Raw genomic sequence first — 21,803 nt, forward strand, 5'->3', positions numbered from 1 at the left:
GATCCACTTGGGAAACCCATTAATCCATTCCCAAGTTAGCTGAGGCCGTGCCCATGGAAAGCGAGCGACCTGAAGCTCAAATCCACACCATAAGCCTGTAGTAATCAACTATTATGCTAGCTCTTAGCTTAAGCGTTACGCCGGAATATCCTTCTACACCGAACACAAACTTTTGCCGGAAAAATCACTTTTCATTTATCCATCCTAATCATATAATTAAATTACTTACTAAAAGGAGGAAAAAAATGAGCCATACTACTTTGCGCCAAAGGCATAAAGAGCGTAATCAGTGTGTTAGAGAATTCCATAAAGAACACGAATTTAAAATACAGTTTGGTGAAAATGGCAATAGTCTGCTAGCTAAATGGGAAAGATTTTTTTATAAAAAAATCATTCTTCCTTTAAAAGATGTGAAATAACTTATAGAATTTCTGTTCCGTTTTGGAGCAGTTATTTTTTTTTGAGAATTTTAAGTTTAATGCGGATCGTTTGCTTGCCTAATATAATTATTATTGACATTTTAGGCTCTTTTCCATATATTCAATATTAAGTTGTTTTTCCTAAGGTCAACATTTTTTTAGACGGTTAAAACGACTAAGAATTCAATTAAAATCAATACTAAAGATAAGAGTAATGTGTTACATGGGTGAGGAGGAAGTGATTGCTTTGCCAGATAAAAGAGAAAAAAATAATAAGCGATCTAATGGTGACGCAGCCTATGCTGTTTTACGTGGTGAGGTCAAAGGATTTAAACGATTACTTCCTTTTCTTGGCCCCGCTTTTATTGCATCAGTAGCCTATATTGATCCAGGCAATTTTGCGACCAACATCTCAGCGGGTTCAAAGTATGGCTATCTCTTGTTATGGGTTATCGCCATTTCTAACCTCATGGCCATACTTATTCAATCGCTTTCAGCAAAGTTAGGCATAGCCACGGGAAAGAACCTCCCCGAAGTGGCAGGTGAACGCTTCTCAAAGCCTGTCAGAATATTTCTCTGGCTTCAAAGTGAATTGGTGGTTATGGCAACCGACTTAGCCGAATTTACAGGCGCAGCTCTTGGCTTGTATTTAGTCTTTCAGATTCCATTGGTGACGTCGGCGATTATTACTGCTGTTGCTTCCTTTTTAATTCTTCTTCTACAGCAACGTGGGGTAAGAAAACTTGAAGCTGGAATTACGGGCATGGTTTTCATTGTTGTCATTGCCTTTGCTTTTCAAATCATTTGGGCAAAACCCGATGCTGGGGATATCATTCAAGGGTTAGTCCTTCCAAAATTCGAAGGGGTTCAAAGTCTCCTCCTTGCGGCAGGAATTCTGGGAGCAACAGTTATGCCTCATGCCATCTACTTGCACTCTGCTCTCACCCAAAAAAGAGTTGTAGGGGCTAACGACAAAGAAAGAAAGTGGATATTCAGATTTGAATTTATTGATATTTTAATTGCCATGGTGATTGCCGGGGTAATTAATGCAAGCATGCTTGTTATGGCAGCAGCTTTATTCCACAGTCATGGGGTGACGGTAAATGATATTGATGTTGCTTTTGATCAATTAGAAAAATGGGTAGGTCCCCTTGCAGCTATCTTTTTTGGCATAGGATTATTGTCTGCCGGCCTTTCAAGTTCTTCTGTGGGCACAATGTCAGGGGATATTATGATGAGGGGATTTATCAACAAGCATATTTCCCTTTACTTAAGACGCTTGATCACAATGGTTCCACCGTTGCTGATCATCATATTAGGGGTTAATCCAACTTGGGCACTTGTGATGAGTCAAGTGATTCTTTCCTTTGGAATTGCCTTTGCCCTGATACCATTAATCTTATTTACGAGCAATCGTGAGTTAATGGGAGTTTTAGTGAATCATCGCATCACAACATTTTTTGCTTGGCTGATTGCCGCTCTCGTTATTGTATTAAACTTGTTCTTGCTTTATCAAACCTTATTGTAACAACACCGGTTGCGTTTGCAGCCGGTGTTAGTTATAACATCAGAATGTATAAGACCTTAAAAGTGTAACCTAGGTTTTCACCATAAATGTTGGGTGACAACTTTAATGCGTGAAGGCGTTGGCCAGAACATAGGCTGTGCTAAGCGAAGCGGTGAAGTACAAGCCGAGTTTTCTACTCTACTATGAGAATAGAAAACTTCTGGTCATTATGACGTAGTCTATTTCAGCTCCAGAACGCTTGCCCGGTTCCCTAAGGACTCTAGTTTAGGCATCTGTGAGTCAAGTGGTGCTGAGGAACACACTCTATATAAGTGTTCCGAATCTCGCGTCTTCCACTCCTTCCACTTGGTGCTGACGATGCATTTAGGTAAAAAATCTTTTTATGCCCAACTAAATGAGGACCGGGCATGTATTTCACCCGGTTTTTCGCATGTTTTCTCTTCTCTTTAATCCTCGATCTCGTCAATGATTTCTTGAAACCATTTCGGAGCATCCTCCAAGGAATCATGACTGATTAGAATTTCTTCTTGGTTTTCTTCTTTTTTCCATAAGTCTTTATAATGTTGGACTAATTTAATGGTGTCTTCACACCAGCGGATAAAGCGCTTTTCCTCATCCAGCCCTTTTTTGTAAACCGAGACGATCATAAGGATTCGCGGGGTTAAAGCAGCATTTTCATTTTTTATTTGCGTGAGTCGTTCTTTTAATGTTTTTTTCATCGCTTTGAGACGATCCTCACGGCGCTTTTTATATAACTGCAATTGGAAAATGGCTTCATTGGCGGTCACATTATCAAGGAAAAACGTACGCATCAGAAAAGCTTCCTTTATTTTAGGACTTTCTGGTGAACTTGATAACCAATTTCTTAAAAATGTTTTGCCCTTTTCAGTAATGGTATATATTTTTTTATCAGGTTTTGCAGTCTGTTCAATAATTTCTGAGTGGACATAGCCCTCTTCTTCTAAATGATTGAGTTCAGGATATATTTGAGATAGATGGGTGTGCCAAAAAGGGTTCATAAAGGTGTCAAATTCCTTTTTGAGATCATACCCACTTGCACCTGGCCATTCACTTAAAAAACCAAGAATGCCATATTTTAAAGACATTGTCCTCAGTCCTTTCTTCATGTCAGTCGAGAAATGCGTCCTTAATAAAGGAAGGTGGAAAGTCGTTCAACAGGTCTCCATAACTATTACGCTTAACAATAGCAAACTGATTTATTTATAGTGAAAATTTTATAGAGAAAAAATTAGAGATAAGGCCAACCGAATACAAGCGATGGGTCCTTGCTTGGATACTAAACCATTTTTGGACTAATGGACTGCACTATTATACCCAGAATGTCCTTTATATGCTAAAAAAAAAGCCCAGTGCAAAAACTGGGCTAAATGTGACGAAGACAATAATCGAGGACAAGTCCGATAGAGAGGAAAAAGCCAAAGTGTGTGTGTAGCTGAGAAGTTGCTTTCATCGCGGGCATAAGTTGAATAGATTTTGTTTTTTCTTTAAAAAGTTTGGCAGCCTTATATGCTTTGGGTAAACTCGCAAAGACAAGTAGCATCCAAACTGTTTCTACATTAAAAATAAGCAAACCAATAATCCAGAGGTAAGAGACAATAAACATGCCCGTTAAAAAGTTGTTGGCTTTTTGACGACCGAGTAATATAGCTAAAGTCCGTCGCCCCTTTTCCTTATCACCATCAAGGTCCCGAATATTGTTGGCCATCATGATGCCTCCGCAAAGGATGGCGATCGGGATTGAAATTAATACACTATTTAAAGTGACAGTCCCTGTTTGAATATAGTAAGAAATAAGCAAAAGAATAAGACCCATAAAAAGTCCTGAAACGAGTTCACCAAAAGGGGTGTAAGCAATTGGATAAGGTCCCCCTGTGTAAAAATAACCCGCCATCATACAAAGTGTACCGATTAATGCTAACCACCAACTGCTCGCCATGCAAATATAAACACCGATGAGTGTGGCAATTAAGCAAAAGAGGTAACCTAAGGTAAGCACAGTCTTAGGTTGTACACCGTCTCTCACAATGGTTCCACCAATACCAACGGATTCATCAGTATCAAGACCTCGTTTATAATCAAAATACTCATTAAACATGTTGGTCGCTGCTTGTATCAGAATGGAGGCCACAAGCATGGCCAAAAATAAAATCCAATGTATATGATTCTCAACTAGCGCTATTGCTGACCCGAGAATAACTGGAATAAACGAAGCGGTAAGTGTATGTGGACGAAGTAATTTCCACCATACTCTCCACCCCTTATTTTTTTGTATTGCACTCATACTCTCCATAAGGTGTCTCCCCTAAATAAAATATAAAACCATTTCAAGTTTAAGAGAAATCACTACTATGTGTCAACCTTAAAAACCTTGATTTGACGGTAAATACAGCCATTTATATAAAATAGAAATATCCCTTTATCATGAATATTGCAAAAGTAATCTTATAAATAGGAAAGAAACAGTGAAAATTAATAGGAGTTTAGGGAGAATAGGAACTTTGGGTTTCCATCACACTATATATAGGGAATAAACTTTACAATGGTCATAAATTGACACTCAATTTGGGACAGGTGTATTCTTAAATAAGGATATTTATCACTCACTATGACGTTGATGACGAAGTGAGCGGCTTGAAAATGAGGAGGGAATACCTCAGGTGATCGATGATTTGAAATATGCTTCCATGGCGGAAGCATTTATTAATGGCGTGCAAAAAGCAAAACAAGAAAATAAAGATAAACTTGTCACTTATACTATGGAATGTGAGAGTCAGCCTCTCCAATTTTATCGCAATAGCGAAAAACTAAAGATGGATTTTAGGCACTTTTGGTCCGATCCTGAAGGGGTCACCTTAGTTGGGGTAGGTTCCACGCTTGACCTCACGGCGGATGGCCATTCACGGTTTGATTCGATACAAACGCGTTGGCTTGCATTTTTAAAGGAGCATCAAATCTCCATTGAACATGCTGGAACTGGCCCCGTACTAATGGGGGGGTTTAGTTTTAACCCTGTGTTAACCGCTGCTGAGGAATGGACAAACTATCCTGCTGCCGCGATGGTCCTTCCACAATTTTTGTTAACCCAAAGAGAAAACAAGGCTTGGTTAACTGTTAATAAAAGGGTCACTCCAAAAGACGATCCTAAAGCATTGATCGCCACAATCGAAGAACAAAAGAATATGCTATTAGCGGATAGAACTGATGAAGAAGGGTATTTTCAAACTCATCAAGACCTTCAAGTGACCGCCTTGTTTCCAACAGAGTGGAAGGCTTCTGTGCAAAAGGCAGTTGATAAAATGAAGGCAGGTGAACTTGAGAAGATCGTTCTTTCGCGTGCTTTACGAGTTAAAAAAGAGGGATCTTTAAATATCCCTGCGCTGCTTTATCGTTTAAAGCAGCAACAACCGAATAGTTTTGTCTTTGCAATAGAGCGTTTTGGGGATGCCTTTGTAGGGGCAACGCCTGAGCGTCTTGTCAAAAGGGAAGGGACAAAATTTTACGCGGATGCTCTTGCTGGAACGGCATCACGTGGCGGTACACAAGCAGAGGATGAAGCGTTAGGGCAAGGACTTCTTAACGATAAAAAAAATCGTCAGGAGCATCAATTTGTTGTCAAAATGATTAAAGATGATTTTGAGGCATTCTGTGATAAAGTCATTATCCCTGATCGTCCCGTCTTATATAAAACAAGAGACGTACAGCATCTTTACACCCCTATTTATGGGCATGGAAAGCCAGACGCTCATTTGCTTGATGCGATATCTAAGATACATCCGACTCCAGCCATGGGGGGGACACCTAAAGAGAAGGCGGTCGCCTTAATCTCCGAGTTAGAAAGCCATGAGCGAGGATGGTATTCAGCTCCGGTAGGATGGATAGACAGTAATGGAAATGGTGAATTTTCTGTAGCCATTCGCTCGGGCCTTATTCGGGGAAATGAAGCTCGCTTATTTGCTGGCTGCGGTATTGTCAGTGATTCCTCTCCTACAGAAGAATTTAAAGAAACAGAAATGAAATTTCGACCGATGTTAAATGCTTTAAAGGAGGAATAAATAATGGAACATCAAGAAGCGCTGACTTCCTTTACAGCAGCTTTTATTGATGAGTTGGCAGAACAAGGGGTTCGGGATGTTGTGATAAGCCCCGGTTCAAGATCCACTCCGCTGGCCATCCTTATCCATGCTCATCCACGTCTCAAGGGATGGATGAATGTCGATGAACGCTCTGCGGGCTTTTTTGCTTTAGGGATAGCTAAACAAAGTCAGCGCCCTGTCGCTCTCTTGTGTTCATCAGGGACAGCAACGGCCAATTATTACCCTGCTGTTATTGAAGCGAAATATGGACGTGTTCCTTTAGTCGTCTTAACGGCGGATCGTCCACATGAGCTCCGTGGCTATGGAGCGCCACAAACGATTGATCAAATCAAATTATATGGTGATCATGTCAAATGGTTTCAAGAAATGCCTATTCCTGAATACGATGAGACGTTATGGAGATATGCTCGAAATACCGCAAAACGTGCGGTTGACACAGCAGCATTTTTACCTCAGGGACCGGTCCATTTAAACTTTCCATTTAGAGAACCTTTAGTCCCGAATATCAAGCAGGATCACTTATGGCACTATGGAAAGATAGCAGCCCTTGATGTTCAAAAAGAGGCGGTAGTCAGTCTTACAGACGGTGTTTATGAACAACTTGCAAACGATTGGGAGAAGGTAAGTAGACCACTCATTGTTGTCGGGCCGCATCGCATTCCAGGTTTAAATAAAGCTGTTTTAGCCTTAGCAAAGGGCTTAGGGGCACCTATTCTAGCAGATCCTTTATCAGGTTTGCGCTATGGCCTTAATGGTGAGGAAAACCACGTGATTGATAGTTATGATGCCCTACTTAAGGATGTGGATATAAGGAAGAAGTTACAGGCAGATGGCATTATTCGTATAGGGGCCAATCCGGTCTCTAAGCCTTTGACGCAGTATATCAATGGATTGAATCTGTCTGTCTATACGATCGTTGATGAGGCGCCAGAGTGGCGGGATCCTAATCACCAAGCTACGGCCATGTTACATGTCTCGCCTGTCGATTTCTCTGAGAAATTTCTTCGTAATGTAGAAAACCAAGAGGATAAAAAGATGGGAACAGAGTGGCTCGCAAATTGGCAAAAAGCAAATGACGTTGCTAAAGACACACTCGCTCATTTCATGGAAGAAACACCGTGGTTTGAAGGACATGTGGTCACGACGTTAAATAAGTTTTTGCAGGATGATGCCTATGTTTTTGCCAGCAATAGTATGCCCATTCGTGACGTTGATACCTTTTTATTAAATCAACCCCTTACCCTAGATGTAGTTGCTAACCGCGGGGCCAATGGGATTGATGGTGTTGTTTCTACAGCGATGGGTTTGAGTACAGGGAATAAGCCCACCTATTTAATTATTGGGGATTTAGCGTTTTTCCATGATATGAATGGGTTAATGGTTGCTAAGCACTATCAGCTTAACGTCACGATCATTGTTGTCAATAACAATGGTGGTGGGATATTTTCATTTTTGCCTCAAGCACAAGAGGCAGAAGAGGCTTTTGAAGTCCTTTTTGGAACACCTTTAGATTACGACATTGAAACTGTTGCTCAGTTATACAACGCTCATTATTATAAAGCCCATGATGTTCGTTCCTTTGAACAAGCTTTACAACAGTCACAAGCTCAAAAAGGAATTAAAATCATAGAAGCAAAAACAAATCGTCCTGAAAATGTGCAGGCTCACCGAAAGCTGTGGGAGGCCATTAGGCTTCGAGTACAAAGGGAGATCAATTGTGATTATTAATGTTCATGGCATCGACTATGCTGTAGAAGTTAAAGGCGAGGGTGACCCTCTTTTACTCTTGCATGGTTTTACAGGCAGTAAGAAGACCTGGGCGCCTTTTACTTCTCAGTGGTCAAAACGCTATAAGACAATTGCGATAGATATTATTGGTCACGGTGAGACGGCATCACCAGAGGATGTTGCGTATTATTCCATGGAAAGTGTTGCTCGCAGTTTAAACGAGATCTTACAAACACTTGGTATAGAGCAAACACATCTTTTAGGTTACTCTATGGGAGGACGGCTCGCGTTATATTTTGCCCTCCATTATCCTCGAGTGGTCATGAATCTTATCCTTGAAAGTGCTTCTCCGGGGTTAACATCTCCAGTTGAGAGGAACACTAGGATAGAGAATGATCACCGTTTAGCTGAACGGATCATTAGCGAAGGGGTCGGAGCTTTTGTGGCCTATTGGGAGAAGATTCCTCTCTTTGCTACCCAAGAAAATTTACCTGAACACGTAACATCCGCTATTCGTAAGGAACGTTTGGATCAAAAGGCCATTGGTTTAGCGAATAGCTTGCGGGGAATGGGGACAGGCCAACAACCTTCATTATGGGAAGCACTTCCGACATTCCGACATTCTGTCCTTATGGTCGTCGGGGCTCGGGACCAAAAGTTTGTAAATATTGCAGAGCGTATGAAACAATGCTTTGAAAAAAGCAAAATTATCGTTGTTCCTCATGTTGGACATGCAGTTCACGTGGAAGATTCGATAAAATTTGCTAAAATAGTCTATGAAGACTTTTATCATATGATTGAAAATCATTAAAGGGGGAAGACATATTATGTCCATTGAATGGCAAACAGTACGTACATACGATGAGATTTTTTACGAAACGTACGAAGGGATTGCAAAGATAACAATAAATCGTCCACATGTGCATAATGCATTTACTCCAAAAACGGTCAATGAAATGATTGATGCGTTTTCGAGAGCGCGCGATGATTCAAGCATCGGAGTCATCATTTTAACCGGTGCTGGGGAAAAGGCGTTTTGTTCAGGTGGAGATCAAAAGGTAAGAGGGCATGGAGGATATGTTGGTGATGATAATATTCCACGCCTCAATGTTTTGGATCTACAACGTTTGATTCGGGCTATTCCTAAGCCTGTCATTGCTATGGTTGCGGGCTATGCGATTGGCGGCGGACACGTGCTTCATGTGGTTTGTGACTTAACAATCGCGGCAGACAATGCTGTGTTTGGGCAAACAGGTCCAAAAGTAGGGAGTTTTGATGCTGGCTATGGTGCTGGTTATCTTGCACGTATTATCGGGCATAAAAAGGCTCGGGAGATCTGGTATCTCTGCCGTCAATATGGTGCCCAAGAAGCGCTCGATATGGGGCTCGTAAACACAGTGGTACCTCTTGAACAATTAGAGGAGGAAACAGTGAAGTGGGCGAATGAAATTCTGGAAAAAAGCCCAACCGCTATTCGTTTCTTAAAGGCCTCCTTTAATGCCGACACAGATGGACTTGCTGGTCTTCAGCAAATGGGTGGCGACGCTACACTTCTTTACTATACAACTGATGAAGCTAAAGAAGGCCGCGATGCCTTTAAGGAAAAAAGAAAACCAAACTTTGGTCAATTCCCTCGTTTTCCATGATTCTTGAGAAGACGACGATATACTAAAGGTAAACAGCGCTTGGTGCTAGCTCCGAGCGCTGTTACTCTATTAAGAGTGTAAATTGGAAGAAAAGCTATATTTATGTTTAAGGAGCAATCTGTATGGAAAATGTCATGCCGCATTGGCTTGAACAACGTGCTTTTTTAACACCTGACCGCGTGGCACTGGAAACAGAAGCGGAAACGTTGACCTTTAGAGATATGAATAAACGCGCAAGATCACTTGCTGCTTATTTAAATCAACAACATGGAATAAAGAGTGGGATGACCGTTGCTTTTTTACAGGAAAATACGGTAGAACTTATTCTCAGTTATTATGCTGTAAGCTATTTAGGGGCAATTGCTGTACCACTGAATATTCGTCTATCAGCGCCTGAACTGACTTGGCAGCTTCAAGATAGTGAAGCCACTCTTTTATTATATGATGAGCGCCAACAGCAAAAAGTAGTGGCGATGGACATTCCTTCGAAGGTTGAGCGCTGCCATATTAACAATATAGCTTATGAGGAAATTGTCCATTCTGAATCACTTAAATCAGAAATCAATATGGATGATCCCCACACGATTATTTATACTTCTGGTACAACAGGTAAGCCTAAAGGTGTCATTTTGTCTTATAAAAATCATTGGGGAAGTGCCATTGGATCTGTCCTAAACCTTGGACTTACCGTTAATGATAAATGGTTAGCGTGCGTGCCTCTTTTCCATGTGAGCGGGTTATCTATTTTGATGCGCAGTGTGATCTATGGAATGACAGTGAGATTACATCGGAATTTTGATCCCGTCGAGGTCCACCAGGCCATTATGAAACAGGGTGTGACCGTCATTTCTGTCGTTACAGCGATGTTTACGAAGATGATGGAGTTATTAGAGGGCAATTCCTATCCCGAGACCTTTCGCTGTATGTTGCTAGGTGGGGGTCCGGTTCCACAGCCCTTATTAAAATCATGTATTGATAAAAATGTGCCGGTCTACCAAACCTATGGACTATCTGAAACGGCTTCGCAGATTGTCACACTTTCTCCTGAGTATATGGTCTCAAAGGCGGGTTCGGCTGGAAAACCTCTTTTTCCCTCACAGATTAAAATTGTAGATGAGCAAGGCCAGGAGGTTGGCGCAAAGCGTGAAGGGGAAATTGTAGTTAAAGGTCCAAATGTCACATCAGGTTATTTTAAACGTCCTGAGGCTAATCAGAAGGCGATTAAAGAAGGTTGGCTACATACAGGAGATATTGGCTATCTTGATGAGGACGGCTTTTTGTATGTCTTAGACCGGCGTAAGGATTTGATTGTGTCTGGAGGAGAAAATGTCTATCCCGCAGAAATTGAAGCTGTTCTCCTTATGCATCCTAGCATCGAAGAAGTCGGTGTAGTTGGCATGAAGGATGAAAAGTGGGGACGTGTGCCTTGTGCCTTTATCAAAGTAAGACCAGGGGCTCCTTATACAGATTCAGACTTACAAATGTATTGTCGAGATTATTTAGCTAAGTACAAGGTTCCACAACGGTTTATTACCATTGATGAGTTACCTCGCAATGCGTCGAGAAAGTTACTAAGACGTAAACTTGTGGAAAGGTTGCCTAAAGAGCTGCAATAGTCTTAGGAGAAGAAGCGTAGAAGAATGAATCAAACACTTGTGGCCTAATCAATAGGTAAGTGATTGAGCATAGCCTTTAGTTTGGCAAGTTCAGGCTTAGAAAAGGTCACGCCTCTTCCCATCCGCTCTTTATTAGGGGACCAACTCCGAATGTCATATTTGGGCTCACGATCGTTCCAACTCACGATTGTGAGCTCTTTTTTCCAGCCATTTTCGCTCTCGGAAAGTGTACCAAAACTTTCAAGGACATTAAAGGCGAAATCTACCATAAGTATCTCTCCTTTTGAAATGTTGTAGAACTAATGTTCGTATTTATTATATAAATGAGTAGGAAGCTTGTCAATACTTTTCTAACAATTTTTAAAAAGTAAGCAAAGTGTCTGTTTTTTAATTCGCTATTTTTAGCTTCTATTTTTTTATACCGTTCTCTGGACTTTTCCTTGAAATTCACTTTCTTGGAACTTTTCTTGTTCTGTATGGCTATATGATTTGATACTCACAGAGTAAGTTTTGCTTTTAGCTCCTTCTTTATATCAGCCTTCTTTGAAAGGACACCTTCTGCATCTTGGTCCTTTGAACACCAAAGGTGTTCGATGACATCTTCTACGGTCTCTTTCAATAGGTTGAGCTTTTCCTTCACCTTTGGGTACTGTAGAAGGACTTCTTCCTTTTCGATAACATCAATAAAATTTTGCGAGTAAGTCATTTCATCCCCAAGTCCGTCAGGCTATGTCTTAGTAGGAAACTTCTCCTTCATTATAAAAAGGACAAGCAACGGATGCTTGTCCTATATTCAACGTCAGATTATATAACTTTTTTGAAAGGCCTTCTACGGGACTTTTGCCATTAAGGTCTGGCGACACCCTTCATGTAAGTGTGAAAGCACGAACATCAGGCAGTGCTTAGCAAAGCGGTGAAGTTAAAGCTAAGTTTTCTTATTAAAACGGTGTTTTTTTATTTGCTGAATTTATAAAGGGCACATTGACTTTAGGTGTTTCAAGGCCACTCATATTCGAATCGTAAAAAGTTACAATGGTCACAGTAAAACTGACTGGACCCTTTTTACTCCCACTGAATTGTAAGGCGGTAACATCCGTAAGACGATTAAGTGTTTCAAGGCCATGAATAAAGGCCATCATATCTGAAAAATGATTGGCTGTGACCTTAAGGGTGTGTTGACTTGATGTGACGGATGACGGCACCTGTAGGGACGTATTTGACGCGTCATCACTACCTGTCTTATCAGCTGCTTCAATCGACCGAATGCGGCAACGGCTATTTGCAGCCACATCATTAAGGATCATTAAATAATGGTCAAATTGATTGTTATTGGGAACGGTAGCCAGTAATTGTTGAATATTGACATCTTGAACTTGCTTGAGTTGCGCTTGTTTCAGCTGGACCTGGAGCTTTGTATTGGTAATTTTACTTTGATTTTCAGCAATGTCATCATTTAATGGCTTTATCACATATAAATAACCATAGGTAAACGCTCCAATAAGGACGGCACAACAAAGGATAACTAAAAGGAGTGGACTTAAGCCTAATGATCGTCTCAATTGTTTTTCCCTCCAAGTAACTGGTAGGCTGTGGGATCAATCTCAATGATGAAATCTGTAGCATACCCGCCAGAAGAGATTTCACTCACTTGATTAAGCTCAGCATGACGGACTAACTTTTGATTTTGAACAGCATGATAAAAGCCAGCAACTTCGTCTAATCCTTTAAATTCCCCATTAAGTGTGATAACTCCGTTTTGATATTCAAAGTGGGTAAAGGTCCCGTTCTTCGGCAAAAGTCCCACAAAGGTCATCAAAAGAGCTTCCGAGTGGCTTGAGCTTTCCTGTAATTGCTTGACTTCTTGTTGAAGTTGCAAGGCTTGGTCTGTTTGTTTCGTCTCTTGTGTTTGAAGCACTTTTAACTTTTCCTCTACCATATTTAGAGTCTTTTCTGTCTGATTACGTTCATGGACTTTATTCATATATAGAAAAACAAGGCTAGCAAGAATTAAGGCCAATAGGAGGGTGCCAATCAGAAGGACGAGCCGCCCCCACCTTTGTTGTCTTGTTTTATGTGGAATCAAATTAATTTCAATGGTCATTGACTAGGCACCTCTTTTAACGCCAAACCGATGTTCACGTGGTATTGGCTCGGTATGCTCCTGCCAGAGATTCCTTGAAGGTGTTGATTGAAAAGGGGATAAATAGGTAATGTTAAAACGGTTTTCAAATGAGCAAAGAACGCTTCAATAGCTGGGTTATCACCAGTGAGAATCACTTTCTGCACGGCATCTTCACCATTATTAAGAGTAAATTGATAGAAATTCATCATGCGTTCTATTTCAGCTAAAATTTCAGTATAGGAATCACGCATTTCCATCGTCGGCTCTTTTGTGTCTTTGGGAATTTGTCGAATAAACAAGGGTAAATGAGCCTTGAAAATACTGACATTAATCCCATCTGTATCATATTGAATAAACATGCTGCTCTCATCCATAGCCAGATCAAGTTGTTTATACAGGCGATATAAAGAGAGAGAAGAGATTTCTGCCGCAACAGGTTTAGTCCCACAAGATTCTAACAGATCCACATATTCTTTAACGGTCTCTTCAGGTGCTGCAAAGAGAAGGATTTCTGTGTGTTCCTCTTCCTGTCCGAGAACATGGACATCAAAGACGGGATTATTGAAAGGTAAATGAATGCTGTGACCTATTTCCATAAAGAGATAAGAACGAATGTCATCTGCGCTTAAGTGACCTGGAATCTCAATTTTTCGGACGACAACAAAGGCGTCAGGGACAATAATAAAAATCTTTTTCCCCTTTAATTTTCTCTTCTTTATAAAGTGTTTCAAGATGTCCTCTAGACGCGTTTTATCTACGATATTTCCGTTTTCGATTATTCCATTGGGCAAACGGCGTTCATGCATAGTTCGAATCCCTTTTAGTGTATTTTTACGAAGCTCCACAAAACGAATGATGTGGTCTTTAATAACTAAACTGTAGCGTGCTTGTGATTGCAATATTGAAAGAGCCATAAATATACCTCCACATTACGACAACATCCATTTTATATAGGAATCGAACAATATATCCCCAAACATGTAAGCTGTTAGTGCCCCTAAAGCAATAAAGACACCAAAGGCAAAGGGTTTTCCTCGTTGTACATGCCCAGTCATGAGCCCAATCATGCCGAAAATCAATCCATAGAATGAGGCAAAAACAAGCGACAAAAGGACCAGCTTGGTGCCTAATACCCATCCTAGGACGGCGAAAAGTTTGATATCGCCACCCCCCATACCGCCACGGCTTACAAGAGCAATGGTAAGGAGGAGTCCAAAGCCGATAAGGGCGCCAATGAGACTATCCCACCAAGGGGTTAAAGGCTGCCAGAGACGGAGACCTATAAAAAGGGCTGCAAATAGAATTAAAATTTTATCAGGAATAATCATATAGTGAATATCTGAAATTGAAATGATGACGAGTAAGGAAACAAAGGCTAAGGCAACGATTAACTCTCCCGAAAATCCGAATCTCCACAGCATGCCGACAAAAAGAAGCCCTGTGATTAGCTCCATAATAGGATAGAAAACAGGTATTTTATTCTGACAGCTTCGACACCGTCCTCTTAAAATGAGGTAGGAAAAGACAGGGATTAGATCTTGATATGAGAGTCGCCGTCCACACTGAGGACAATGAGACGGCGGAGTAATAATAGATTCAGCTTTCGGCACCCGAAGGCCGACCACGTTATAAAAGGAACCAAGGATCAGGCCAAGGATGAGAAGGTAGAGGTAGATGAACAGAGTCATAACAATTATTAGCCCTTACCTTATTAGTCGTTACCAGTATTATAATCAAGAAGTTGTTGTTCAGAAGCAGAATTAGAATGAGCATCTGAAACAGGATCATCATGGTCATTTATAGAGTAGCTATAGCTTTCTGTATTAGCATCTTTTGTGACTGTAATTGTCCAACTATTATCTTTTAAGTTGTCAATATATGGAGCTAGTTGTTCTTCAGTGATACTTGCGGTGTTATCATTAAAACTTAGTTGATCATTTTCAGCAGCGACATAAGTTTTGGAAGCACTGATGATTTCAATGGCTTCTGCCACCTTGGCATTGTCTTTACTTTTAGAAATTAAATGTCCAACCGATGGGACAGCAATCGCTGCAATAATCGCTAATATCACAATGACAGCGAGAAGTTCGACGAGCGTAAATCCTTTTTGACTTTTGAGTAGTTTTCTCATTTCTTCTGCTCCTTTTTTTATCCTACCTGATTGTAAAGATTGAACATGGGCACGACGATCGACAAGACAATAAAACCAACGACAGCAGCGAGAACAACAATCATCACCGGTTCGATGAGGGACTTTAGACGTTCAGTCACATGCTCGACCTCTGCTTCGTAAAAATCTGCAACCTTTTCGAGCATATAATCTAGCGAACCTGACTTTTCACCAATCGCTATCATATGATGAACAAGTGGTGGAAACACCCAGCTTCTACTTAGTGGTTCAGCTAATGATTGTCCATTTTCTAAAGAATCCTTTGAATCTCTTAATACCTTTTTGATAACTTCATTTTTGGAAATCCTTTCAACAATTGACAAGGACTGAAGGATCGGCACACTACTTGTGAACAATGAACTGAGTGTTCGCATAATTCTTGCAATCTCAGCTTTTTGCGATAATTTTCCGAATATCGGTAGCTTTAATATAGCATAATCTAGGACTATTTTACTAGATTTGTTTTGTAATAAAAAGTAAAATACAGTGACAATAATTAAAACTAGAAGTAGGAATATCCACCACATATGTGTGATAAAATGACTTGCGTTTAAAACGAAAAGTGTTAAGGGAGGAATCTCAGCATTAAAGTCTTCAAACATATTGGCAAACATGGGGACAACGTATACCAGAATAAAAAGAATGACAGCGATAGCCATCAACCCTACTGTAGCCGGATAAAACATAGTCGAGGTGACTTTTTGCTTCAATTCGTGTTGTTTCTCAGTAAAGCTGGCCAAACGTTCAAGTGTCTCATCAAGTTGACCGCCAGCTTCCCCAGCCTTAATCATATTAATCACAAGGGGTGGGAAAATCTTGCGATGATGCTCACAAGCAGCGGAAAGGGATTGTCCTTTTTGAAGCTCATGTCCGATATTCATTAAAGTCTCTCTTAAAACTTTATTCTCAGATTGCTCTGAAAGGATATGAATAGCATCTACAATAGTAACCCCCGCTTTAACAAGAGTTGCAAATTGGCGCAAAAAGATAACGAGATCACTAGACTTTACTCTTTTTCCAAAGGAGATGTCCTTGGACATTAGCGATGGTTTTCCCTCAACAAGCTCCAGCGCAGCAATGCCCTGCTCGCGAAGAAGCTTAGCGGCTTCTTGTCTTGTTTCCGCTGAAATCCCCCCGTGCCTTTTTCGGCCTTTTAGATCACGGCCAGTGTAATTATAGTAGGCCATTACCTAATCCTCCTTGCAAATAAGGCTCTGCGGTTTGTCGAGAAATCTCTCCTTGTTTGAGAAGTGTTTGAATGGCAGTGTCCATTGTTTGCATGCCTTGTGCACGACTGGTTTGAATAACACTTGGAATTTGATAGACTTTATCATTGCGAATTAAATTTTTTATCGCTGGATTATTAATCATAATTTCTAATGCTGCCCGTCTTCCATCATGATGTGGTGTCGCAAAGAGACGCTGAGAAATGACAGAGACCAATTCCGAAGCCAGTTGAATACGGATTTGTGCTTGCTGTCCAGGTGGAAAGACATCAATAAGGCGATCAATTGTTGCCGGGGCATCAGCAGTGTGTAATGTTCCAAAAACAAGGTGTCCCGTTTCGGCAGCAGTAATGGCTGTTGAGATCGTCTCAAGGTCTCTCAGTTCGCCAACCAAAATAACATCGGGATCTTGCCGGAGTGCAGCACGAAGTCCGTTAGCAAAGGTTAACGTATCAAAGCCAACTTCTCGTTGATCGATAATACTGTTTTCATGATGGTGCAAATATTCGATAGGGTCTTCAAGCGTAATAATGTGCTTATGGTCTGTAAGGTTAATGTGATGGATCATAGAAGCTAATGTTGTTGATTTCCCGCTTCCTGTTGGCCCAACCACTAGGACAAGGCCCTGTGGCTTTTGGCAAAATGTTTTTAGGATACTTGGAAGTCTAAGTTCCTCCATTGTCGGGACATGAGGGGGAACCATCCGAAAAGCAAGGCTCACAGAGGAACGTTGTCGATAGGCATTGACCCGATACCTCGAATGATTTTCAATACTGTAAGCAAAATCGACCTCGCCCTTTTTTGTAAAGGTGTCAAATTGCTCTTGTGTCAGGATCGCTTTGATTATCGCCGCTGTATCTTGTGAAGTGAGCGGTGAGCCTTCTATTTTTACAAGCTGCCCATAGAGCCGATAAGTGGGGGGCAGACCAATCGACAAATGAAGGTCTGATGCTCCCTGGTCATAGGCAAACACGAGCCATTGATCTAATGTTGCTTTCATTGTGGCACCGCCCTGTGAGAGACTCTTAAGATTTCTTCAACGGTTGTAATCCCTTGTTGAACTTTTCGAATGCCATCATGTATCAAGAAACCTTGACCTCCTGAAAAAGCATAATCTCTAATGGAAGCAGTGGTCTGGTGATCCATTATTCTTCGACGTATCTCATCATCTATAGAAAGAATTTCATGAATGGCAATTCGACCGCGATATCCAGTCATATTACAACGCCCACACCCTTTACCCCGATGCAGCGCCTCAGGAACAGCCATACCATGCTCATAAAAAATGTTTTTTTCCATAGTCCTTGGAGCATAGCTTTCGGCACAATCCCGACAGATTCGACGCACAAGACGTTGTGAGACCACACCGGTTAGTGAGGAAGCCACTAGGAAAGGCTCAACGCCCATATCCACTAAGCGAGTAATGGTTGAGACAGAATCGTTTGTATGGACTGTACTCAAGACAAGATGGCCTGTGAGTGAAGCCCGAACAGCAATATTCGCCGTTTCTGTATCACGAATTTCCCCAACCATAATGATGTTAGGATCCTGTCGCAGGATAGCACGCAACCCATCAGCAAACGTGAGCCCGATACGTGAATTGACTTGAATTTGGTTGATACCTTCAATTTGATATTCTACTGGATCCTCAATTGTGATCAGATTCGATTCCTCTTTATTTAACAGATTGATCGCGGCATAAAGCGTCGAGGTTTTCCCCGATCCCGTCGGTCCTGTTATTAAGACAATGCCAGTAGGGTGATCAATCAGTTTTTTAAAGGCTTTCTCATTTTCTGGACTAAAGCCCAGTCGGCTTATATCAATCACAGCATCTCCTATATTTAACAGCCGAATGACAATCTTCTCTCCGAGTATGGTAGGAAGGATTGAAATACGCAGATCAATCGCATGATGATCCATTGTAATCTTTACACGACCATCTTGGGGCTTTCTTGTCTCAGTGATATTGAGATTTGCCATGACCTTAATCCTAACCGTCAGCATTCTTAACATATCTCTTGGTAAGACGCGCTCTACTCGTAACATGCCATCAATACGATAACGCACTTTAATTGATGTTTCTTGAGGTTCAATGTGAATGTCACTGGCCCGCTGTTGTATTGCGTTTTGTAAAATTTGATTAACTATCCGAACGACGGGAGAATCTTCATCTTCCACGTTGTAATTCATGATAGCATCAGTATCCTGAGTCGTCTCTGTCATGAGATCCTCGATGGATTCTGAGGCATCATAGAAACGTGTGATAGTGCGCATGATGTCTTCATTGGTCGCGATAACAGTTTCAATTGTAAAGCCTGTAGAGAGTCTAAGATCTTCTATAGCATAAAAATCTAAGGGATCAGCCATTGCAACAGTTAACTTACTACTCTGTTTCCGAAGAGGGACTAACAGGTTTCGTCGGGCAAAGTCTTTTGAAATTAATGATTTGAGTGATGGATCGAGAGGATATTGGTAGAGATTGACCAGAGGAATACCTAATTGGAGTTCAAGAACCTCCAGAAGTTGTTGCTCGGTCAAGTATCCTTTTTTAACAAGTGCATTTCCTAGTTTTTCGTTAGCCTCTTTTTCTTCTAATGTCTGTTGCAGCTGCTTTTCAGAAATAACACCCGCTTCTATCAGTAAGTCGCCTAAGCGTTTATGTTTACGTGGCAACGTGTGTCCCTCCAAGAAAATCTATTATATTGTTATTATATAGTAGAATTGTCATATGAAAAGACGGAAACTATGGAAAATCGTTGAATTTTAATAGGTTAAAAGTCCTTAAAATACCTATAAAATGAAGATTGCGGGGAGAGTAATTATAGTATAATAGAACTATAAAAAGTGTAATAGAAAGATTACCGCTCGGAAAGGCAGACAGCGATGAAGAAACTTTTACGTGTACTCGCGTCCAAATCAGGCTTTTCACTCATTGAAATTCTGGCAGCGATCGTCATTCTGGGTCTTATTGTAGGTCCTTTTCTCTCCATGTTCATACAATCGGCAAAAACTACCCATGTGACAGAAACGATGAATGATGCGACCGATGTCGCAAACGCGCAAATGGAAGATATGTATCATATTGTCACACATTCTACTTCAGATAAGATAGATGAGCAAATGAGTGAACAAGACTTTACAAAAATAAATGATGGCTATTCAAAGAAAGTTAATGACTATACAGTGATGGTGCAATTAAGACCAGTGCCCGATCAGCCCTCCTTAGTGGATGTCATTGTTCAAATCTATAAAGAGAATGATAGAGAAGCGCAATTGGAGTCGATTTACGAATGGGAAAATTAAAAGCGGCTAGGTCGGCTATTAAGAATACGAGAGGGCTCACGTTAGTTGAAGTGCTCGCCGTGATCGTACTCCTCACATTGGTTTTCCTACTGGCAAACGCCCTGCATCTCTTTGGACTTAAGCAGTACGATATTCAGACGGAAGAGATCAAAAATCAATCACAAGTCAGGTTAGCAATGATCGAATTAACAAAGGAGATAAGAAGTGCTGATAGAGTGGAGGTAAGTGAAACTCATGACAGGTTTACCATCACACATTCTGATCAAATCAAGACGTTTACCCTTAACAAACAAGATCACACGATAGACAAGAATGGTCATCCCTTAATTGAGGGAATCTCTACCTTTTCTATTATCCAATCAGGAAGCAAAATTACGCTCACACTTAAAAGTCTGCCTAATAAGTCTGGGGAGTCAGTGGAGCGTTCGACGGATTTTTATATAAGAGAGTAGGAGGGAGAAACCGTGCAGAAAGGCAAAAAGAGCATTCGAAAAACGCTACAAAACGAACGCGGAGCGGCCCTTGCCATTGTATTGATGGTCATTGTGATACTCTCCCTTCTCGGTGTCAGTCTTATGGGGCTGACGCTGACCAATACCAAGCTCTCTACTCAGGTCCATACTGACCGATCGGCTTATTTTATTGCTGAAGCTGGCGTTAATCTCATGAAAAGTAAAATTAAATCGGAAGTAAAATGTGGGAACTCTGGTTTTGAAATGCTACCCGAAGACCTTGATCAAAATTATAGTAGTAAGAATGGCGACTTTTCACTGTCGGAAGGTGATCCTGAAGCGAAGGTCACCGCTAGTCAGGACTTCTCAAACGATAGATTAAACTATCGTATAGAATCTACTGGCACTGTCAATCGTCTTGATAAAACAGTCACGGAAACCATTCAATTAAAGTGCACACCGAATAGTAGCAGCAATGATCAGACAATATTGAATGATATGGCCGTGTTTGCGATGAATAAGATATACTTTGAATCAACCATAAACGGAGATATAGGCACGAATTCTGCGAAGCCTCATTCAATCATTGTTGATAAGAATCCCATTTTAAACGGCTCAATTAATGTTGTTGATAAAAATGTTCACTTCTTAGATAAAAAAAATCCTGAAATTTGGAGGGATAAAAAATTAGAAGTGAATCAAATTTCTGAGAGGTCTTATGTGCTGCCTGAATTTCCAACCTTTCCTACAGATTTACCTTCTCGAGGAAGTATCTCGCTTTCCGGTGGACCAGAAAATAATCAAACCATTTCAAGTGATGGCCATTACTCTTCAATAACTTTAAGTAGTGATCTTACATTGACCATTGATGTAGGGGATCAAAATAGAAGGATAGTGGTGGATAACCTAAATATGTTTCAAGGCCATATTAAAGTTCAAGGGAGTGGCAATTTAGCGCTTTATATAGGGGATTCATTTGTATTCGGTGGACTGGATTGGAAAAATGAACCGACTGGTAGCGGAAGCAGTTCAATTAATAAAGAAGGTTCAAGTAATAAAGTCCAAATATATTATCAAGGGGTTCAACCGCTAAACCTTGGTGGCAGCGTCAAAGTGAATGCTTCGATTTATGCAAACAATGTACAAAAAATTCAATTGGGAGGGAGTGGGGTAATAGTCGGCGATGTAATTGCCAGTAAAGCAACAGAGATTGATATTGATGGAGGCTCAAATTCAGAGAACCACTTTTTATTAGCGCCAAAAGCAACGATTAATCAAAGTGGTGGAGCAGTAGTTAATGGGTCAATCATCTGTGATACTTTTAATTTGACAGGTGGCGCGATCCTTAATTATCGAAAACTTAATGACTCTGAAAATCTTCCCTTTTTTCCTCAAACTCATGATTCGGCGGCACTTGAAGTGATTCCCACAGAGCCTCTTAAGGAAATACCATAAAAAAGCGTCATCCAGGGTCTTCT

The 21,803-nt window shown here is 40.9% G+C and carries 22 protein-coding genes and 1 pseudogene; 10 read left to right on the forward strand and 13 right to left on the reverse strand.

Going from position 1 to position 21,803, the window contains the following annotated elements:
• The first annotated feature begins 245 nt into the window (after positions 1–245).
• Both IEV91_RS16155 and IEV91_RS16160 read left to right on the forward strand, forming a co-directional pair.
• Positions 246–419 (forward strand): hypothetical protein, encoded by a 174-nt coding sequence (locus IEV91_RS16155; RefSeq protein ID WP_188498465.1) that lies wholly within the window; start codon positions 246–248, stop codon positions 417–419.
• A gap of 223 nt (positions 420–642) precedes the next feature.
• Positions 643–1,947 carry an Nramp family divalent metal transporter gene (locus tag IEV91_RS16160; protein WP_188498466.1) on the forward strand — a complete coding sequence of 435 codons (1,305 nt, stop codon included), beginning with the start codon at positions 643–645 and terminating at the stop codon, positions 1,945–1,947.
• A gap of 446 nt (positions 1,948–2,393) precedes the next feature.
• On the opposite strand, the gene IEV91_RS16165 is transcribed toward IEV91_RS16160, so the two are convergent.
• Positions 2,394–3,053 (reverse strand): PadR family transcriptional regulator, encoded by a 660-nt coding sequence (locus IEV91_RS16165; protein ID WP_188498467.1) that lies wholly within the window; start codon positions 3,051–3,053, stop codon positions 2,394–2,396.
• Between the two features lie 278 nt (positions 3,054–3,331).
• Positions 3,332–4,258, reverse strand: a complete 927-nt coding sequence (locus tag IEV91_RS16170) for a 1,4-dihydroxy-2-naphthoate polyprenyltransferase (protein WP_188498468.1) — start codon at positions 4,256–4,258, stop codon at positions 3,332–3,334.
• 367 nt (positions 4,259–4,625) lie between these two features.
• Here IEV91_RS16170 and IEV91_RS16175 point away from each other — a divergent pair, with 367 nt between their 5' ends.
• From IEV91_RS16175 to IEV91_RS16195, 5 genes are all read left to right on the forward strand, one after another.
• On the forward strand, positions 4,626–6,020 hold the full coding sequence (locus tag IEV91_RS16175; RefSeq protein WP_188498469.1) for an isochorismate synthase: 1,395 nt from the start codon (positions 4,626–4,628) through the stop codon (positions 6,018–6,020).
• Positions 6,021–6,023: 3 nt separating this feature from the next.
• Positions 6,024–7,790 (forward strand): 2-succinyl-5-enolpyruvyl-6-hydroxy-3-cyclohexene-1-carboxylic-acid synthase, encoded by a 1,767-nt coding sequence (gene menD / locus IEV91_RS16180; protein WP_188498470.1) that lies wholly within the window; start codon positions 6,024–6,026, stop codon positions 7,788–7,790.
• Positions 7,780–8,601: a 2-succinyl-6-hydroxy-2,4-cyclohexadiene-1-carboxylate synthase gene (gene menH / locus IEV91_RS16185; protein ID WP_188498471.1), complete on the forward strand. Its 822-nt coding sequence runs from the start codon at positions 7,780–7,782 to the stop codon at positions 8,599–8,601. Before menD ends, menH begins: the two co-directional genes overlap by 11 nt.
• 16 nt (positions 8,602–8,617) lie before the next feature.
• Positions 8,618–9,436: a 1,4-dihydroxy-2-naphthoyl-CoA synthase gene (gene menB / locus IEV91_RS16190; RefSeq protein WP_188498472.1), complete on the forward strand. Its 819-nt coding sequence runs from the start codon at positions 8,618–8,620 to the stop codon at positions 9,434–9,436.
• A 122-nt stretch (positions 9,437–9,558) separates the two neighbouring features.
• Positions 9,559–11,052 carry an o-succinylbenzoate--CoA ligase gene (locus tag IEV91_RS16195; RefSeq protein ID WP_188498473.1) on the forward strand — a complete coding sequence of 498 codons (1,494 nt, stop codon included), beginning with the start codon at positions 9,559–9,561 and terminating at the stop codon, positions 11,050–11,052.
• Between the two features lie 44 nt (positions 11,053–11,096).
• Here the strand turns inward: IEV91_RS16195 and IEV91_RS16200 are convergent, their stop codons facing one another.
• From IEV91_RS16200 to IEV91_RS16245, 11 genes and pseudogenes are all read right to left on the reverse strand, one after another.
• Entirely contained in the window at positions 11,097–11,321 is a 225-nt protein-coding gene (locus IEV91_RS16200; protein ID WP_188498474.1) for a YdbC family protein, read from the reverse strand.
• Positions 11,315–11,618: pseudogene (locus IEV91_RS22100) on the reverse strand (hypothetical protein); the annotation flags it as partial. The gene IEV91_RS16200 and the pseudogene IEV91_RS22100, both read right to left, overlap by 7 nt.
• Positions 11,549–11,758, reverse strand: a complete 210-nt coding sequence (locus IEV91_RS16205; protein WP_188498475.1) for a hypothetical protein — start codon at positions 11,756–11,758, stop codon at positions 11,549–11,551. The gene IEV91_RS16205 and the pseudogene IEV91_RS22100, both read right to left, overlap by 70 nt.
• Positions 11,759–11,990: 232 nt before the next feature.
• Positions 11,991–12,611: a type 4a pilus biogenesis protein PilO gene (locus IEV91_RS16210; protein WP_188498476.1), complete on the reverse strand. Its 621-nt coding sequence runs from the start codon at positions 12,609–12,611 to the stop codon at positions 11,991–11,993.
• Entirely contained in the window at positions 12,608–13,153 is a 546-nt protein-coding gene (locus IEV91_RS16215) for a PilN domain-containing protein (protein ID WP_188498477.1), read from the reverse strand. The genes IEV91_RS16210 and IEV91_RS16215 overlap by 4 nt, the downstream gene beginning before the upstream one ends.
• Complete coding sequence (gene pilM, locus IEV91_RS16220) at positions 13,150–14,088, reverse strand: type IV pilus biogenesis protein PilM (RefSeq protein WP_188498478.1); 939 nt, start codon at positions 14,086–14,088, stop codon at positions 13,150–13,152. The genes IEV91_RS16215 and pilM overlap by 4 nt, the downstream gene beginning before the upstream one ends.
• A 15-nt stretch (positions 14,089–14,103) precedes the next feature.
• A complete protein-coding gene (locus IEV91_RS16225; protein WP_188498479.1) occupies positions 14,104–14,862 on the reverse strand; it encodes a prepilin peptidase in 759 nt (252 codons plus the stop codon).
• A 23-nt stretch (positions 14,863–14,885) separates the two neighbouring features.
• Positions 14,886–15,305, reverse strand: a complete 420-nt coding sequence (locus IEV91_RS16230) for a prepilin-type N-terminal cleavage/methylation domain-containing protein (RefSeq protein ID WP_188498480.1) — start codon at positions 15,303–15,305, stop codon at positions 14,886–14,888.
• A 17-nt stretch (positions 15,306–15,322) separates the two neighbouring features.
• A complete protein-coding gene (locus tag IEV91_RS16235; protein WP_188498481.1) occupies positions 15,323–16,531 on the reverse strand; it encodes a type II secretion system F family protein in 1,209 nt (402 codons plus the stop codon).
• Positions 16,518–17,570 carry a type IV pilus twitching motility protein PilT gene (locus IEV91_RS16240; RefSeq protein ID WP_188498482.1) on the reverse strand — a complete coding sequence of 351 codons (1,053 nt, stop codon included), beginning with the start codon at positions 17,568–17,570 and terminating at the stop codon, positions 16,518–16,520. Before IEV91_RS16240 ends, IEV91_RS16235 begins: the two co-directional genes overlap by 14 nt.
• A complete protein-coding gene (locus tag IEV91_RS16245; RefSeq protein ID WP_188498483.1) occupies positions 17,567–19,243 on the reverse strand; it encodes a GspE/PulE family protein in 1,677 nt (558 codons plus the stop codon). The genes IEV91_RS16240 and IEV91_RS16245 overlap by 4 nt, the downstream gene beginning before the upstream one ends.
• 210 nt (positions 19,244–19,453) lie before the next feature.
• On the opposite strand from IEV91_RS16245, the gene IEV91_RS16250 reads away from it, so the two are divergent.
• From IEV91_RS16250 to IEV91_RS16260, 3 genes are read left to right on the forward strand one after another with little or no spacing between them, the layout of a single operon-like run.
• Positions 19,454–19,873, forward strand: a complete 420-nt coding sequence (locus IEV91_RS16250; protein ID WP_188498484.1) for a type IV pilus modification PilV family protein — start codon at positions 19,454–19,456, stop codon at positions 19,871–19,873.
• Entirely contained in the window at positions 19,861–20,325 is a 465-nt protein-coding gene (locus IEV91_RS16255) for a type II secretion system protein (RefSeq protein ID WP_188498485.1), read from the forward strand. Before IEV91_RS16250 ends, IEV91_RS16255 begins: the two co-directional genes overlap by 13 nt.
• A 12-nt stretch (positions 20,326–20,337) precedes the next feature.
• Positions 20,338–21,780 carry a pilus assembly PilX family protein gene (locus tag IEV91_RS16260; protein ID WP_188498486.1) on the forward strand — a complete coding sequence of 481 codons (1,443 nt, stop codon included), beginning with the start codon at positions 20,338–20,340 and terminating at the stop codon, positions 21,778–21,780.
• Positions 21,781–21,803: the final 23 nt, after the last annotated feature.

The organism is Pullulanibacillus pueri, assembly GCF_014639255.1.
Lineage (GTDB): Bacteria > Bacillota > Bacilli > Bacillales > Sporolactobacillaceae > Pullulanibacillus > Pullulanibacillus pueri.

What these genes read in the sequence shown, in the direction of transcription:
- IEV91_RS16240 (WP_188498482.1), bottom strand. Translation starts at nt 17,570, where the DNA reads ATGAAAGCAACATTAGATCAATGGCTCGTGTTTGCCTATGACCAGGGA.
- IEV91_RS16235 (WP_188498481.1), bottom strand. Translation starts at nt 16,531, where the DNA reads ATGGCCTACTATAATTACACTGGCCGTGATCTAAAAGGCCGAAAAAGG.
- pilM (WP_188498478.1), bottom strand. Translation starts at nt 14,088, where the DNA reads ATGGCTCTTTCAATATTGCAATCACAAGCACGCTACAGTTTAGTTATT.
- menD (WP_188498470.1), top strand. Translation starts at nt 6,024, where the DNA reads ATGGAACATCAAGAAGCGCTGACTTCCTTTACAGCAGCTTTTATTGAT.
- IEV91_RS16200 (WP_188498474.1), bottom strand. Translation starts at nt 11,321, where the DNA reads ATGGTAGATTTCGCCTTTAATGTCCTTGAAAGTTTTGGTACACTTTCC.
- IEV91_RS16195 (WP_188498473.1), top strand. Translation starts at nt 9,559, where the DNA reads ATGGAAAATGTCATGCCGCATTGGCTTGAACAACGTGCTTTTTTAACA.
- IEV91_RS16170 (WP_188498468.1), bottom strand. Translation starts at nt 4,258, where the DNA reads ATGGAGAGTATGAGTGCAATACAAAAAAATAAGGGGTGGAGAGTATGG.
- IEV91_RS16160 (WP_188498466.1), top strand. Translation starts at nt 643, where the DNA reads ATGGGTGAGGAGGAAGTGATTGCTTTGCCAGATAAAAGAGAAAAAAAT.
- IEV91_RS16230 (WP_188498480.1), bottom strand. Translation starts at nt 15,305, where the DNA reads ATGAGAAAACTACTCAAAAGTCAAAAAGGATTTACGCTCGTCGAACTT.
- IEV91_RS16225 (WP_188498479.1), bottom strand. Translation starts at nt 14,862, where the DNA reads ATGACTCTGTTCATCTACCTCTACCTTCTCATCCTTGGCCTGATCCTT.
- IEV91_RS16250 (WP_188498484.1), top strand. Translation starts at nt 19,454, where the DNA reads ATGAAGAAACTTTTACGTGTACTCGCGTCCAAATCAGGCTTTTCACTC.
- IEV91_RS16205 (WP_188498475.1), bottom strand. Translation starts at nt 11,758, where the DNA reads ATGACTTACTCGCAAAATTTTATTGATGTTATCGAAAAGGAAGAAGTC.
- IEV91_RS16165 (WP_188498467.1), bottom strand. Translation starts at nt 3,053, where the DNA reads ATGTCTTTAAAATATGGCATTCTTGGTTTTTTAAGTGAATGGCCAGGT.
- IEV91_RS16255 (WP_188498485.1), top strand. Translation starts at nt 19,861, where the DNA reads ATGGGAAAATTAAAAGCGGCTAGGTCGGCTATTAAGAATACGAGAGGG.
- IEV91_RS16215 (WP_188498477.1), bottom strand. Translation starts at nt 13,153, where the DNA reads ATGACCATTGAAATTAATTTGATTCCACATAAAACAAGACAACAAAGG.
- IEV91_RS16155 (WP_188498465.1), top strand. Translation starts at nt 246, where the DNA reads ATGAGCCATACTACTTTGCGCCAAAGGCATAAAGAGCGTAATCAGTGT.
- menB (WP_188498472.1), top strand. Translation starts at nt 8,618, where the DNA reads ATGTCCATTGAATGGCAAACAGTACGTACATACGATGAGATTTTTTAC.